We start from the raw sequence: 15,880 nt of genomic DNA, 5'->3' as shown, positions 1-15,880 counted from the left end.
GAACTGGTTCTGGAATATATGAATCCAAAGTTTCAACCAATTTTTCAATAGATGGTACACCGATATCGCTGGTATCACCTTCCAATGCTTTTAACGCTGAACCAACAACAATTGGAATATCATCGCCAGGGAACTCGTAACTGCTTAACAGGTCACGAACTTCCATCTCAACCAGCTCTAATAGCTCAGCATCGTCAACCATATCCGCTTTGTTCATGTATACAACAATATAAGGAACACCAACCTGACGAGATAACAGTATGTGTTCTCTGGTTTGTGGCATAGGACCATCTGCTGCAGATACAACCAGGATTGCTCCATCCATCTGGGCAGCTCCGGTGATCATGTTCTTAACGTAGTCAGCATGTCCTGGACAGTCAACGTGCGCGTAGTGACGGTTAGCTGATTCGTATTCTACGTGTGCTGTAGAAATGGTAATTCCACGCTCTCTTTCTTCAGGCGCAGCATCAATCTGATCGTACGCTTTTGCAGTACCGCCATACTTCTTCGCCATGATTGTTGTAATCGCAGCTGTCAACGTTGTTTTACCATGGTCTACGTGACCAATCGTCCCCACGTTTACGTGCGGCTTCTTACGCTCAAATTTTTCCTTCGCCATTTCAATAACCTCATTAACTTTTTATTGTTTCTTGATAATTGCTTCAGCAATATTATTTGGTGCTTCAGCATACTTAGAAAATTCCATCGTATACGTTGCTCTTCCTTGAGTAGCAGAACGTAAATCGGTTGAATAACCAAACATCTCTGCAAGTGGAACTTCTGCCCTAACAATTTTACCCGCTGGAGAGTCTTCCATACCTTGTACCAATCCACGACGTCTGTTCAGGTCACCCATAACATCGCCCATATAGTCTTCAGGAGTAACAACTTCTACAGCCATAATTGGCTCAAGCAAAACTGGCTTGGCTCTTAAAGCACCTTGCTTGAAGCACTGAGATCCAGCTATTTTGAACGCCATTTCACTAGAATCTACCTCATGGAATGAACCATCAAATAGAGTTACTTTTACATCTACTACTGGATATCCAGCAATAACACCATTTTGTAATTGTTCTTGAACCCCTTTATCAACAGCTGGAATATATTCTTTAGGAATGACACCACCAACAATAGCGTTAACAAATTCATAACCTTGTCCAGGTTCTTGTGGTTCAATTTTCAACCAGACATGACCGTATTGTCCTCGTCCGCCAGATTGTCTTACAAATTTACCTTCTTGCTCCACAGATTGTCGCAATGTCTCACGATAGGCAACTTGTGGTTTACCAACATTCGCTTCAACATTGAACTCTCTTTTCATTCGGTCAACAATAATTTCAAGATGGAGCTCGCCCATTCCTTCAATAATTGTCTGACCAGACTCTTCATCAGTGTGTACTCTGAACGATGGATCTTCTTGAGCTAACTTGCCAAGCGCGATGCCCATCTTCTCCTGATCTGCTTTTGTTCTTGGCTCCACAGCAACTGCTATAACAGGATCTGGAAAGTCCATACGTTCAAGGATTACAACATGATCTTGATCGCATAATGTGTCACCTGTCATGACTGTTTTAAGTCCAACTGCTGCAGCTATATCTCCTGCTCTAACTTCTTTAATCTCTTCTCGAGAATTAGCATGCATTTGCAGAAGCCGGCCAATACGTTCTTTTTTTCCTTTTACGGAGTTGTATACAGTGTCACCACACTTTAATACTCCAGAATATGCTCTGAAATAAGTAAGAGTTCCTACAAACGGGTCAGTGGCAATTTTAAATGCCAGTGCTGAAAATGGAGCATCATAACTCGTTTCACGATGCGTTTCATTACCGTTTTCGTCAGTACCTTGTATGTCAGGTATATCGGTAGGTGAAGGTAAATATTCGACTACACCATCAAGGACAGCTTGTACTCCCTTGTTTTTAAATGCAGAACCACAAAAAACAGGAACAACTTTATTGGTCACAGTAAGATGTCGTAAAGCAGCTTTAATTTCTGCCTCAGTGAACTCTTCGCCTTCCAGATACTTGTTCATCAGCTCTTCAGATGCTTCAGCAGCAGTTTCTATGATTAATGCACGATATTCTTCACAATCAGATTTAAGCTCAGCAGGAATATCCATGTACTTAAATGTCATTCCTTTGTTATCTTCATCCCAATGAATGGCCTTCATTTTAATGATGTCTACAACACCTTTGAAGTGCTCTTCAGCCCCAATAGGCAATTGTACTACAACTGGATTTGAGCCTAGTCTTTGTTTGATTTGAGCAACAACTCGGAGAAAGTTCGCACCAATCCGGTCCATTTTATTAACAAAAACGATTCTGGGTACACCGTATTTATTTGCCTGTCGCCATACGGTCTCAGATTGCGGTTCAACACCCGAAACAGAATCAAATACGACTATTGCGCCATCTAAAACACGCAATGAGCGCTCAACCTCAATCATGAAATCTACGTGACCGGGGGTATCGATAATATTGATGCGATGAGCTTCAAATTGCTTGTCCATACCCGACCAGTAGCATGTAGTTGCTGCGGAGGTAATAGTAATGCCGCGCTCTTGCTCCTGAACCATCCAGTCCATAGTGGCAGCACCGTCGTGTACTTCACCAATCTTATGAGACATACCCGTATAATAGAGTACACGCTCAGTAGTAGTGGTTTTTCCAGCATCAACATGTGCAGCTATGCCTATGTTTCGATACAGTCTCAATGGAGTTGACACGGCCTACCTCTCCCTTAGTTCCATCTAAAATGAGCAAACGCCTGGTTAGCTTTTGCCATTTTATGTGTGTCTTCACGTTTTTTCACTGCAGAGCCTTTACTCTCGTAAGCATCCATCAATTCACCAGCAAGGCGAAGCATCATGCCTTTTTCACCGCGTGAACGTGCAGCTTGGACAATCCAACGCATGCCCAGAGCGATACTACGATCGTGTCTTACTTCTACAGGCACCTGATAGGTAGCTCCACCAACACGTCGTGATCTTACTTCAACGCTGGGACGTACGTTGTCTAAAGCATCTTCAAAATATCGAAGTACTGAACCAGCATTACCGGTTGAGCCAGCTTCTCCGCTTTCTTCGTCAGATTTTTTAGTTTTCTTTACGCGTTCATCAAGTACAGTCAATGCACCGTATATTATTTTCTCAGCAGTTGATTTTTTTCCGCTGACCATTAATACGTTAATAAATTTTGCTAACAGTTCGCTATGATGTTTTGGATCTGGCAAAATTTCACGTTTGGGTACTTCTCGTCTTCTTGGCATCTCAATTTCCTACAATCAGTTATTTTTTATCTTTTGGTTTTTTTGTACCATACTTAGAACGACCTTGTTTCCGATCGTTAACTCCTGATGTATCTAAACTACCTCTAACAGTGTGATAACGCACACCAGGCAAGTCTTTAACACGACCGCCTCTGATTAGAACAACAGAGTGTTCCTGTAAGTTATGGCCTTCACCACCAATATATGATGATACTTCAAATCCATTGGTTAAACGTACACGAGCAACCTTACGCATAGCTGAGTTCGGTTTTTTAGGTGTAGTAGTATAAACGCGTGTACATACTCCGCGTCTTTGTGGACATGACTCTAGTGCAGGTACGTTACTTTTCTTCTTTACGTCCACACGAGGCTTTCTTACTAACTGATTAATAGTAGCCATTTGTACTTAACTCCGATCTTTCTCTTGTGAATATTTCGAATGCATAAGGAGGCCGGATTCTATATAGGTCCGGCAGATTTGTCAAGTTTAAATCTGCCGATTTTGAATCCAGACTAATGATCATGATTATCCGCGTTCAATGCTTCACTCAACGCGTGCTCAACATCACTTGCAGTAACAGTATGTGTTGCATGTTCACCACCTGCTGCAGCCCTTGCTCTTTTTGCCTTTCGGCTTTGATGATAGGTATAACCTGTTCCAGCTGGAATCAGGCGACCGACCATCACGTTTTCTTTTAAGCCACGTAAATCATCAATTTTACCACTTACAGCAGCTTCAGTTAGAACTCTTGTTGTTTCCTGGAACGATGCAGCAGAGATAAAGGACTCTGTTGCCAAAGAAGCTTTGGTTATACCTAACAAAATAGGTGTACCACGGGCAACTTGCTTACCTTCAGCAATAAGTCTGTCATTTTCTTGCAGCATGACACTTTCTTCTATTTGCTCTCCTACCAGGAATTTAGAATCTCCAGCAAAAGTAATCACTCGTTTGCGTAACATTTGTCTTACAATGGTTTCAATATGTTTGTCATTGATTTTTACACCTTGTAAACGGTATACATCCTGTACTTCATTCACAATGTAATTTGCTAATGCACCAACACCAAGTAAACGCAAAATGTCATGGGGATTTAAGGCACCTTCAGCAATTAATTCACCGCGCTCAACATGTTCCCCTTCGAATACTGAAATATGACGCCATTTGGGTATCAACTCTTCATGACATTGATCTTCAGAGACGTTAATGATCAGCCTTCTTTTACCTTTAGTTTCCTTACCAAAATTAACCAGACCTGAAACCTCTGCCATTACAGCTGAGTCTTTCGGTTTACGTGCTTCAAACAAGTCAGCAACACGCGGCAAACCCCCGGTGATATCTCGAGTCTTGGACCGCTCTTGAGGAATACGCGCAATCACATCCCCGATACCAACATGACCACCATCTTCAAAGTTAACAATCGCATCAACAGGCAAATAATACTGCGCAGGGACGTTTGTTCCTGCAAGGAATATATCTTCACCCTCACTTGTTACTAACTTCACCATAGGCCTTAAATCACGTCCTGCGGCACTTCTTTGTTTAGCATCGATAATTACGATATTGCTTAAACCGGTCAGTTCGTCAGTTTGTCTGTTCATGGTTATGCCATCAATCAAGTCAACAAACTTAAGGTTTCCAGCTACTTCGGAAATAACAGGGTGAGTATGAGGATCCCAGGTAGCAATTACTTGTCCAGCCTCAACAGGAGAATTATCCTGCACAGAAATGACAGCACCATAAGGTAATTTGTATCGCTCTCTTTCACGACCGAATTCATCCACAATCGTTACTTCACCAGATCGAGAAACCGCAACAAGATTCTTGTTCTCATGTGTTACAGTTTTGATATTGTGTAAACGAATTAAACCTTTTGTTTTGATCTGTATATTGTTTGCTGCAGTCGCTCTGGATGCTGCTCCTCCAATATGGAACGTACGCATGGTTAGCTGTGTACCAGGCTCTCCGATTGACTGGGCGGCTATAATACCTACAGCTTCACCGGTATTAACCAAATGGCCTCGTGCCAAATCACGACCATAACATTTTGCACACAAGCCAAAACGAGTTTGACAGGTGATAGGAGATCTTACCATAATTTGATCAACGCCTTGTTTTTCGAGGCGTTCAACCCAATCTTCATCAAGAAGTGTGCCTGCTTTTACAACCGGCTCACTTTGATTAGGTATGTATACATCCGCAGCAACAACACGACCTAATACTCGCTCATGCAGCGGCTCAACGATGTCTCCACCCTCAATCAGTGGTTGCATCAGAATACCGGTGTCTACGCCACAATCATCTTCAGTAATGACCACATCCTGGGCAACATCGACCAAACGACGAGTCAGATAACCTGAGTTCGCAGTTTTCAAGGCAGTATCCGCCAATCCCTTTCTTGCTCCGTGAGTAGAAATAAAGTATTGGAATACGTTCAATCCTTCTCTAAAGTTTGCTGTAATTGGGGTTTCGATAATAGAACCGTCTGGCGCAGCCATCAATCCCCTCATACCTGCTAACTGTCTAATCTGAGCAGCAGAACCCCGCGCTCCAGAATCAGCCATCATGAAAATTGGGTTAAATGATTCTTGCCTTACTGTATCACCTTTGGCATTAACGACTTCTTCAGTAGCGATTTTACTCATCATTGACTTAGCTACCAGTTCATTAGTGCGTGACCATATATCAATTACTTTGTTATATCGCTCACCATTTGTTACCAGACCAGAACGGAACTGAGATTCAATCTCTCGTACTTCATTATCGGCATGCTCAATGATGTTAGCTTTGTCTTCTGGTATTTCCATGTCTTCAATACCAATAGAAATTCCTGATCGAGTGGCGTATTTAAATCCGGTATACATCAACTGATCTGCAAAAATAACAGTTTCTTTCAAGCCAAAATTTCTATAGCAGCTGTCAATAACTTTAGAAATAACTTTTTTGGTCATAGTACGGTTAATCTGCGCGAATGGCATTCCTTTGGGAAGAATTTCCGCTAGAATGGCACGTCCTACAGTCGTTTCTACAAGATTAAAGCCAGTTGAACCCTCTTCCTCTTTTGGCATACGAATTTTAATTTTGGCATGAATATCCAGATGTCCTGATTCATAAAAATTCTGAGCTTCCTGGGCACTGACGTAAATTTTTCCTTCACCCAACGCGTTTACTTTTTCACGGGTTAAATAATACAGTCCAAGTACAACGTCCTGACTAGGAACAATAATTGGTTCACCGCTCGCGGGGGATAGGATGTTATTGGTAGACATCATCAAGGATCGAGCTTCTAATTGTGCCTCAAGTGTTAAGGGCACGTGCACCGCCATCTGGTCTCCATCGAAGTCAGCGTTATAGGCTGTACAAACTAAAGGATGTAGCTGTATCGCTTTACCTTCAATTAGAACCGGTTCAAAAGCTTGAATACCAAGCCTGTGAAGTGTAGGCGCTCTGTTCAATAAGATAGGATGCTCTCTAATTACATCATCAAGAATATCCCATACCACTGATTCTTCACGCTCAACCATTTTCTTGGCAGCTTTAATTGTTGTTGCTAAACCTCTAAATTCAAGTTTTGAGAAAATAAAAGGCTTAAACAATTCTAAGGCCATTTTTTTAGGCAAACCACACTGATGTAATTTGAGTGTAGGTCCCACGACAATAACTGAACGACCTGAGTAATCTACTCGCTTACCCAGAAGATTCTGTCTAAATCGACCTTGCTTACCTTTAATCATATCGGCCAAGGACTTCAGTGGTCTCTTGTTCGTTCCTGTTATCGCACGTCCTCTTCTGCCGTTATCTAATAATGCATCGACAGATTCTTGTAACATTCTCTTTTCATTTCGAACAATAATATCTGGAGCATTAAGATCCAAAAGACGCTTTAATCGGTTATTTCTGTTAATAACACGTCGATATAAGTCGTTTAAGTCAGATGTAGCAAATCGTCCACCATCCAAAGGAACCAAAGGTCTCAGATCAGGCGGAAGCACTGGCAATACATCCATGATCATCCATTCAGGTTTATTTCCTGATTCATAGAATGCTTCAAGTAATTTCAGTCGCTTGGTAATTTTTTTGATTTTGGTTTCGGAGTTAGTTGTAGGTAACTCTTCACGTAAATTTTTAATTTCTTCTTCCAAATCAATTTGGCGTAGCAGATCACGAATAGCTTCCGCTCCCATACGGGCATCAAACTCGTCACCGTATTGTTCCATTGCATCAAGATATACTTCATCATTAAGCAATTGACCACGCTCTAACTCAGTCATACCAGGGTCAACAACTACGAAGGCTTCGAAATAGAGAACGCGTTCAATATCTCTCAATGTCATATCAAGCAATAAACCGATTCGAGAAGGCAGGGATTTAAGGAACCATATATGAGCAACCGGACTAGCAAGCTCAATGTGCCCCATACGTTCACGTCTGACTTTAGCAAGAGCCAGTTCCACACCACATTTTTCGCAAATAACACCACGATGCTTCAAACGTTTATATTTACCACATAAACATTCATAATCTTTTACCGGACCGAAAGTTTTAGCACAGAACAAGCCATCACGTTCTGGTTTAAATGTTCGATAGTTAATCGTTTCAGGTTTTTTTACTTCACCATAGGACCATGAACGAATTAATTCGGGTGAAGCCAATGCAATTTTAATTGCATCGAATTCTTCACTTTGCCCTTGTTGTTTGAGAATGCCGAGTAAATCACTCATTACAGGTGCTTTTCTCATTGGGTCGTTGCTTAGAGTAGCCAAGTCTATGCCTCCAAAAATTGGTTAGTCAGTATGTATCGCTGAACAGTTAATCGTGATCTAATTCGATATCAATTCCCAGCGCTCTGATTTCTTTCAATAATACATTGAATGATTCAGGCATTCCTGGGTCCATACGATGGTCTCCATCGACTATATTTTTGTAGATCTTTGTCCTACCTCCAACGTCATCTGATTTCACAGTCAACATTTCCTGTAATGTATACGCAGCACCATAGGCTTCTAATGCCCAGACTTCCATTTCCCCAAAACGCTGTCCCCCAAACTGTGCTTTACCACCCAGAGGCTGTTGCGTTACGAGACTATATGATCCGGTAGACCGTGCATGCATCTTATCATCAACCAAGTGATTTAATTTCAGCATGTACATGTATCCTACAGTAACTGGATTATCAAACTTACTTCCGGTTCTGCCATCTATCAAAGTTGTTTTACCATCTGGAGATAAACCGGCCAATTGAAGCATACTTTTGATTTCTGCTTCAGAAGCGCCATCAAATACTGGTGTTGCCATTGGAACACCAGCTCGCAAATTATCCGCCAGTCTAAAGAATTCTTCTTCGTTCAGACAATCCAGATTAACGCGTTGAACACCATCATGATTGTATATTTGGAGCAAGAACGATTTAATTTCAGCAGCGGATTTCTTGCTGTCAAGCAACTCAGCAATTTTGTGGCCTAAACCTTTTGCTGCGAGTCCTAGATGCGTTTCCAATACCTGTCCAATATTCATACGGGATGGTACGCCCAATGGATTAAGAACGATATCTACTGCTGTTCCGTCTTCCATGTGCGGCATATCTTCAATTGGAACGACAATCGAGATAACCCCTTTATTTCCATGTCGTCCTGCCATCTTATCACCAGGCTGAATTCTCCTTTTAACAGCTAAATAAACTTTAACAATTTTTAAAACGCCTGGAGCTAGATCATCACCTTGAATGATCTTCTTACGACTGTCATTAAAGCGCTTTTCCATTTCTTTAGATAGCAGTTCTAATTGTTTTGACAATTGTTCTAACTGTTGACTGATTGAATCATTCTCGAGACGTATGTCAAACCATTTTTCTCTAGGTAAATTATCCAAGTATTCTTGTGAAATCTTAGAGCCTGGTCTGAGATTACCTGGACCACCAGTTGCCTCTTTATCCAATAATAGATTAGACACTCGATGATATATATCTTCTTCACGAATACGACGTTCGTCAATTAAATCCTTACGAACCCTGGCCAAGTGCTCTTCTTCAATACTCTTAGCTCTCGCGTCTTTATCAAGACCATCACGAGTAAATACTTGAACATCAATAACTGTACCATTCATACCTGAAGGTACACGTAGAGATGAATCTTTAACATCCGATGCTTTTTCGCCGAATATAGCGCGCAGCAACTTTTCTTCAGGTGTTAGCTGAGTTTCGCCTTTAGGTGTCACTTTTCCTACTAAAATATCACCTGCATTTACTTCAGCACCAATATAGACAACACCTGATTCGTCCAGATTTGACAAAGCCGATTCACCAACATTAGGAATGTCTGCTGTGATTTCTTCTGTACCTAGTTTAGTATCCCGAGCAATACAGGTTAATTCTTCGATATGTATAGTAGTGAATCTGTCTTCCTGAACAATTCGTTCTGAAATAAGGATCGAATCCTCGAAGTTGTATCCATTCCAGGGCATAAATGCCACCAACAGATTTTGTCCTAATGCCAGCTCACCCATATCGGTACACGGACCATCTGCAAGAACATCACCACGTTGAATGATGTCACCTGTAGACACAATAGGACGCTGATTAATACATGTATCCTGGTTTGAGCGGAAATATTTCGTCAAATTATAAATATCTACGCCTGTTTCACCTGCTGTAGTTTCATCATCATTGACTCGCACAACGATACGTGAGGCATCAACCAAATCGATGATTCCTCCTCGTTTAGCAACTACTGAAACTCCAGAGTCAGACGCAACAATACGCTCCATTCCAGTACCAACAAGTGGTTTTTCTGAACGAAGTGTAGGTACAGCCTGGCGTTGCATGTTCGAACCCATCAATGCTCGGTTCGCATCGTCATGCTCTAGGAAAGGAATTAGGGATGCTGCAACTGATACAATTTGCTTGGGTGACACATCCATATAATTAATTTTATCTGGGGTAGTCAGAGAAAATTCATTTTGATGTCTGCAAGGTACCAAATCGGCAAGAATATTACCTTGCTCATCAAGAGCAACGCTTGATTGAGCGATGTACTGATCAACTTCTTCGATTGCTGATAAGTATTCGATTTCATCGGTAACACGTCCGTTAATTACTTTACGGCACGGCGTTTCAATAAAACCATAGTCATTGGTTCTAGCATAAACAGACAAGGAATTAATTAATCCAATATTTGGACCTTCAGGAGTTTCAATTGGACAAACCCGTCCGTAGTGAGTGGTATGTACGTCACGTACTTCAAAACCAGCTCGCTCTCTGGTCAATCCACCTGGGCCTAGTGCAGAAACACGTCGTTTATGAGTAACTCCTGATAGTGGATTTACCTGATCCATAAACTGGGATAATTGGCTGGATCCAAAAAACTCTTTTACAGCTGCAGATACTGGCTTGGCATTGATTAGGTCTTGTGGCATAAGATTTTCAGACTCTACAAGGCTCAAACGTTCTTTGACTGCTCGTTCAACGCGCACCAAACCAACTCTGAATTGATTTTCAGCCATCTCGCCAACACTTCGTACTCTTCGATTTCCTAGATGATCGATATCATCAACCATTCCAATACCATTTCGGATATCGATAAGTGTTTTGATAACAGCCATAATATCTTCTTTAGTCAAAGTTCCTGGGCCATCATCATTTTTTCTACCAACCCGTCGATTAAATTTCATGCGTCCAACGGCAGAAAGATCATATCTATCATCGACAAAGAACAGATTTTTAAATAAGGCTTCAGCAGCTTCTTTAGTGGGCGGCTCTCCAGGACGCATCATCCGGTATATTTCAACTAAAGCTTCAAGCTGTGATGATGTTGGATCAATTTTCAGAGTGTCCGAAATATAAGAACCGTGATCCAGATCGTTAGTATAAATCATGTCAATGTGTAAAATACCGTTGTTTGCCATTGTATCCAGCAATTCTTCGGTCAATTCATCATTGGCTTGTGCAATAAACTCACCTGTAGAGGTATCGATTACATTTTTTGCAAGAGTTTTGCTGATTAAATAGTCTCTAGGTACTATTAAATCTTGCATGTTATGTTTTTCCATTTGCTTAATATGACGTGCAGTTATTCTTCTTCCTTGCTCTACTATTAATTCGCCTGTTTCTGGAACTAATATGTCAAATGATGCAATCTCACCTCTCAATCTTTGAGGGATTAAATCAATATGGTATTCACCATTTTTAAGGTGACAACTTGTTATTTCGAAGAATTCACCAAGAATATCTTCTGCCTCATAGCCCAGTGCTCTTAATAAAATGCTAACTGGTAATTTTCGACGCCTATCGATTCGAACATAAACACAATCTTTCGGATCAAATTCAAAATCCAGCCATGATCCACGGTAAGGAATTATTCTTGCTGAATAGAGCAACTTTCCTGATGAATGTGTTTTTCCTTTGTCATGTTCAAATATAACACCGGGGGATCGATGTAACTGTGATACGACAACTCGTTCAGTACCATTGACAACAAAGGTACCTACGTCAGTCATCAGGGGTATTTCACCCATAAATACATCTTGTTCTCTAATATCTTTAACTGGCTTTGGATCATCGCTTGCATCTTTATCAAGAACAACAAGTCTTATTTTGACCCTTAATGGCGCTGAATAAGTTAAACCTCTTAATTTACATTCTCTTACATCAAATGCAGGTTCGCCTAATTTATAACCTACATATTCCAGACGTGCATTACCTGAAAAGCTTTCTATTGGAAAAACAGAAGAGAATGCAGCATGTAAACCAGTATTAAGATGCTCACTCAATTTACTATCAGCTTGGAGAAAATCTCTATAGGATTTTAATTGGATTTCAAGCAGATTTGGTATTGCCATTTTATCGGTCTGCTTACCAAAGCTTTTGCGAAATCGTTTCTTCTCAGCATGTGAATATTGAGGTTTAGCTTCTGCAACGGCCATGGTGATTCCTCTGTAAATTATTAATGACTTCAAACACGTAAACCCAGCCATGTAAACATGGCTGGGTTCCTAAATTACATTTATATCTTAATTATTTAACTTCAACTGTAGCACCAGCTTCTTCAAGCTCTTTCTTGATTGCTGCAGCTTCGTCTTTAGATACACCTTCTTTAACAGTTGAAGGAGCACCTTCTACCAGATCTTTAGCTTCTTTCAAACCAAGACCTGTTAATCCACGGATTACTTTAATTACACCAACTTTGTTAGCTCCGAAGCTTGACATAACAACAGTAAATTCTGTTTGCTCTTCAGCAGCAGCGGCAGCAGCAGGTGCAGCAACAGCTACAGCAGCGGCAGCAGCAGAAACGTTAAACTTCTCTTCCATTGCTTCGATTAACTCGACAACTTCCATAACTGACATGTTGGAAATTGTTTCTAAAATATCATTTTTTGACACAGCCATTACTAGCTCCTAGTTTAAAAATAAATTAATGATTAAGCGGGGTTATCCTGCTTTTTGATCCTTAACTGCTGCCAGCGTTCTCACCAGTTTGGCGTGTGGTTCAGCAAGAGTACGGACAAATTTCTCAATTGGCGCTTTCATGACATACATCAACTTGGCTATAGCCTCATCACGTGTAGGCAGACTTGCAACAGCATCAATTTGATTTGCGCTGTATACTTTACCGCCAACTGATAGTGCTTTAATCTCAAGTTTGTCAAATGTCTTTGAAAACTCTTTAAGTAGCCTTGCAGCATCACTCGGGGCTTCCAGTGACATTGCAATGAATAACGGACCTACAAGCAGGTCGTTTAAGCATTCAAATTCAGTGTCTTTAAAAGCTCTTCTGGTTAGCGTGTTACGCACAACTCGAAGATAAACACCGGATTTACGTGCTTCACTACGTAAATGCGTCATTTGATTAACAGTTAAACCTCGATAATCAGCAACTACTGCCGAAATAGCCTTAGATGCGACTGCAGTCACTTCTTCAACAACGGCTTTTTTTGCAGCTAAATTTAATGTCACGTTACTGACCTCCTAATGTGTACAAATCCTAGGATTTGACAGTTATGGTGGCCGTCTCTTTATAGGGAGCCGGTTCACCGTCTGCGCAGGAAATTAAGCAATTGCACCTGCGGTCTTCGACGGCATGGAACCAAATCTATGCCGTGAATTCTTAAAAATGGGATGTAATGTTACACAGGTATTGATGAAATATCAATAGTTAATCCAGGTCCCATTGTAGTAGATAGTGAAACTTTCTTCAAATACTGTCCTTTAGATGAAGCTGGTTTGGCTTTTTTCAAATCACTTATCAAAGCCACTATATTTTCCAACACATCTTCGGCAGCAAAATCAGCTTTACCAACGGAACAATGAATAATACCGTTTTTATCAGTACGGTATCGAACCTGACCTGATTTAGCATCATTAACAGCAGCTTCAACATTTGTAGTTACAGTGCCAACTTTAGGGTTAGGCATTAAACCTCTTGGACCAAGAATTTGACCTAATTGACCAACTATTCGCATAGCGTCTGGAGTAGCGATAACAACATCGAAATCCATTGAACCCGCTTTAATCTGTTCAGCCAGATCTTCAAATCCTACAATATCCGCACCAGCCGATTTTGCTTTAGCAGCATTATCACCTTGTGCAAATACAGCAACGCGTACAGTTTTACCAGTACCTTTTGGTAAATTGGTAGAAGATCTTACAACTTGATCTGATTTACGTGGATCTACACCTAGATTCACGCTGATATCCAGACTTTCACGAAACTTAGTAGAAGCAAACTGCTTCAATAAAGCTACAGCTTCTGTAACAGAATATGAATGATTCGCTTTTACTGCTTCAACAATCTTTTTTTGCTTTTTAGATAACTTTGACATGGTAACCCCTTATTCCAAACCTTCAACGTCAATACCCATGCTACGTGCAGTTCCTGCAATGCTTCTAACTGCAGCGTCTAAATCTGCTGCGGTCAGGTCAGGTTGCTTAATTCGAGCAATCTCTTCAAGTTTACTGACGTGTAGCTTAGCTACTTTTTTAGTATTTGGTGTACCACTGCCACTTTGTATACCTGCTGCTTTTTTTAATAATACTGAAGCTGGAGGTGTTTTTGTAACAAAAGTGAAACTACGATCACTATATACGGTTATAACCACAGGGGTGGGTAAGCCTTGTTCCATTTGCTGGGTTGCAGCATTGAAGGCTTTACAGAATTCCATAATATTCACACCGCGTTGTCCTAATGCAGGACCAACTGGTGGACTAGGGTTTGCTTTACCGGCAGGAATCTGTAATTTGATATATGCTTCTACTTTTTTTGCCATGTTTACTCCTTATGGGTCATGCGCTAAATTTTATAGATAATGTTCCATCTATTACTTTCTAGCTCCCCGGTTTTTAAAACATTTAACTATTTTACTGCATCGTTTGTACAGGTGTATAATTTGTCTAGATCTGTCTTATTTGTCTATGTTTTTTCTACTTGACTGAATTCAAGTTCAACAGGAGTAGAACGCCCAAAAATCAATACGGCAACTCTTAGCCTATTTTTCTCATAATTCACTTCTTCGACAACACCATTGAAATCAACAAATGGACCTTCTTTAACACGAATAACTTCACCTGGTTCGAATAGAATCTTGGGTCTTGGTTTTGTCACACCGTCTTCAACGCGTTGCATAATAGCACGGGCTTCTTTATCAGATATAGGAGTAGGTGTTTGACTGGTACCGCCGATAAAACCCAAAACTCTTGGGATAGCACGTACCATATGCCAGGTTTGATCATCCATCACCATATGAACCAAAACATAACCCGGGAAAAACTTACGTGTGCTCTTACGCTTTTGTCCTGAGCGCATTTCTACTACTTCTTCAGAGGGTACTACTACTTCACCAATCTTATCTTGTAGATTATGGTGTATTGCCCGCGATGTTATTTCTCGCATAACAAAATTTTCATATCCTGAATAGGCATGCACAACGTACCACTGCTTTACTTTGTGTTCGTCCACCATATTCACCCTAAATGTGTTATTTTAGCTATAGCCCACATCATTAATGAATCAACTCCCCAGAGTATGAATCCAGTTAACGTAACCATAACCATTACAATAATTGTTGTTTGTACAGTTTCTTGACGTGTTGGCCATACTACCTTTAGCAATTCGATTTTTGCTTCCTGAGCGAAAACAAAAACTCGTTTCCCAGTAGTGGTCAAATAACCAAGGAACAAGGTCGTTAATAACCAACCTAGCCAAACGATAGACTGAATTGGACCTGAAAAAGTGTAATAATAGGTACAAAAGAAAGCGCCTGCAGTTATTAATACTACAGCCAACCAAGATAGTATATCTTTAATCTTACTTTGATTTTCGTTTGAACTTTTCATATTTACTTGGTAGTTGGCAGGCCAGGAGGGAATCGAACCCCCAACCTGCGGTTTTGGAGACCGCCACTCTGCCAATTGAGCTACTGGCCTAAATTTTATTGGCATGAACAATTGTATTCATGCCAACACACTTTTACACTTTTATTCAATAATTTTCGCAACAACACCGGCACCTACAGTACGGCCACCTTCCCGAATTGCGAAACGTAAACCTTCTGTCATCGCAATAGGTGCATGCAAGTTAATAACGAGTTGAACGTTATCTCCTGGCATAACCATTTCAATTCCAGATG

Annotated in this window: 12 protein-coding genes, 1 tRNA gene and 1 pseudogene; all 14 read right to left on the bottom strand. The window is 40.8% G+C overall.

From position 1 onward, the window contains the following. Positions 1-619: GTP-binding protein (locus ELY21_RS15105; protein ID WP_127110854.1), on the bottom strand; the 619-nt coding region annotated here is incomplete at its 3' end. A 21-nt stretch (positions 620-640) separates the two neighbouring features. Then, the gene (fusA, locus tag ELY21_RS15100) at positions 641-2,725 is read right to left on the bottom strand and encodes an elongation factor G (protein ID WP_127110852.1); all 2,085 of its coding nucleotides are present in this window, start codon (positions 2,723-2,725) and stop codon (positions 641-643) included. A 14-nt stretch (positions 2,726-2,739) separates the two neighbouring features. Beyond that, entirely contained in the window at positions 2,740-3,267 is a 528-nt protein-coding gene (gene rpsG, locus ELY21_RS15095; protein WP_127110850.1) for a 30S ribosomal protein S7, read from the bottom strand. 19 nt (positions 3,268-3,286) lie between these two features. Then, on the bottom strand, positions 3,287-3,667 hold the full coding sequence (rpsL, locus tag ELY21_RS15090) for a 30S ribosomal protein S12 (protein WP_010654837.1): 381 nt from the start codon (positions 3,665-3,667) through the stop codon (positions 3,287-3,289). A 113-nt stretch (positions 3,668-3,780) separates the two neighbouring features. Continuing rightward, positions 3,781-7,986 (bottom strand): DNA-directed RNA polymerase subunit beta', encoded by a 4,206-nt coding sequence (gene rpoC, locus ELY21_RS15085; RefSeq protein WP_199741729.1) that lies wholly within the window; start codon positions 7,984-7,986, stop codon positions 3,781-3,783. Positions 7,987-8,074: 88 nt separating this feature from the next. Further along, entirely contained in the window at positions 8,075-12,181 is a 4,107-nt protein-coding gene (rpoB, locus tag ELY21_RS15080; RefSeq protein WP_127110846.1) for a DNA-directed RNA polymerase subunit beta, read from the bottom strand. Between the two features lie 91 nt (positions 12,182-12,272). After that, positions 12,273-12,644, bottom strand: coding sequence for a 50S ribosomal protein L7/L12 (gene rplL, locus ELY21_RS15075; RefSeq protein ID WP_127110844.1), 372 nt, complete (start codon positions 12,642-12,644; stop codon positions 12,273-12,275). 42 nt (positions 12,645-12,686) lie between these two features. After that, entirely contained in the window at positions 12,687-13,211 is a 525-nt protein-coding gene (rplJ, locus tag ELY21_RS15070; protein WP_028384374.1) for a 50S ribosomal protein L10, read from the bottom strand. A gap of 170 nt (positions 13,212-13,381) precedes the next feature. Beyond that, positions 13,382-14,077 (bottom strand): 50S ribosomal protein L1, encoded by a 696-nt coding sequence (gene rplA, locus ELY21_RS15065; protein ID WP_127110842.1) that lies wholly within the window; start codon positions 14,075-14,077, stop codon positions 13,382-13,384. A gap of 9 nt (positions 14,078-14,086) precedes the next feature. Beyond that, complete coding sequence (gene rplK, locus ELY21_RS15060) at positions 14,087-14,521, bottom strand: 50S ribosomal protein L11 (protein WP_028384372.1); 435 nt, start codon at positions 14,519-14,521, stop codon at positions 14,087-14,089. A 143-nt stretch (positions 14,522-14,664) separates the two neighbouring features. Beyond that, complete coding sequence (nusG, locus tag ELY21_RS15055) at positions 14,665-15,213, bottom strand: transcription termination/antitermination protein NusG (protein ID WP_028384371.1); 549 nt, start codon at positions 15,211-15,213, stop codon at positions 14,665-14,667. A 2-nt stretch (positions 15,214-15,215) separates the two neighbouring features. Next, the gene (gene secE, locus ELY21_RS15050; RefSeq protein WP_127110840.1) at positions 15,216-15,587 is read right to left on the bottom strand and encodes a preprotein translocase subunit SecE; all 372 of its coding nucleotides are present in this window, start codon (positions 15,585-15,587) and stop codon (positions 15,216-15,218) included. Between the two features lie 14 nt (positions 15,588-15,601). After that, positions 15,602-15,677 (bottom strand) — tRNA-Trp (locus tag ELY21_RS15045). Positions 15,678-15,728: 51 nt separating this feature from the next. Beyond that, a pseudogene (tuf, locus tag ELY21_RS15040) lies at positions 15,729-15,880 on the bottom strand (elongation factor Tu); the annotation flags it as partial.

This window comes from Legionella sp. km535, assembly GCF_003990085.1.
GTDB classification, from domain to species: domain Bacteria; phylum Pseudomonadota; class Gammaproteobacteria; order Legionellales; family Legionellaceae; genus Legionella; species Legionella moravica.
The sequence above is the reverse complement of the archived record's forward strand: the minus strand, read 5'-3'. Positions and strand labels throughout refer to the sequence as shown.

Excerpts from the sequence above, each read along its gene's own strand:
- secE (WP_127110840.1), bottom strand. The coding sequence starts at position 15,587 with ATGAAAAGTTCAAACGAAAATCAAAGTAAGATTAAAGATATACTATCT.
- rplA (WP_127110842.1), bottom strand. The coding sequence starts at position 14,077 with ATGTCAAAGTTATCTAAAAAGCAAAAAAAGATTGTTGAAGCAGTAAAA.
- rpoC (WP_199741729.1), bottom strand. The coding sequence starts at position 7,986 with ATGAGTGATTTACTCGGCATTCTCAAACAACAAGGGCAAAGTGAAGAA.
- rpsL (WP_010654837.1), bottom strand. The coding sequence starts at position 3,667 with ATGGCTACTATTAATCAGTTAGTAAGAAAGCCTCGTGTGGACGTAAAG.
- rpsG (WP_127110850.1), bottom strand. The coding sequence starts at position 3,267 with ATGCCAAGAAGACGAGAAGTACCCAAACGTGAAATTTTGCCAGATCCA.
- rpoB (WP_127110846.1), bottom strand. The coding sequence starts at position 12,181 with ATGGCCGTTGCAGAAGCTAAACCTCAATATTCACATGCTGAGAAGAAA.
- nusG (WP_028384371.1), bottom strand. The coding sequence starts at position 15,213 with ATGGTGGACGAACACAAAGTAAAGCAGTGGTACGTTGTGCATGCCTAT.
- rplL (WP_127110844.1), bottom strand. The coding sequence starts at position 12,644 with ATGGCTGTGTCAAAAAATGATATTTTAGAAACAATTTCCAACATGTCA.
- rplK (WP_028384372.1), bottom strand. The coding sequence starts at position 14,521 with ATGGCAAAAAAAGTAGAAGCATATATCAAATTACAGATTCCTGCCGGT.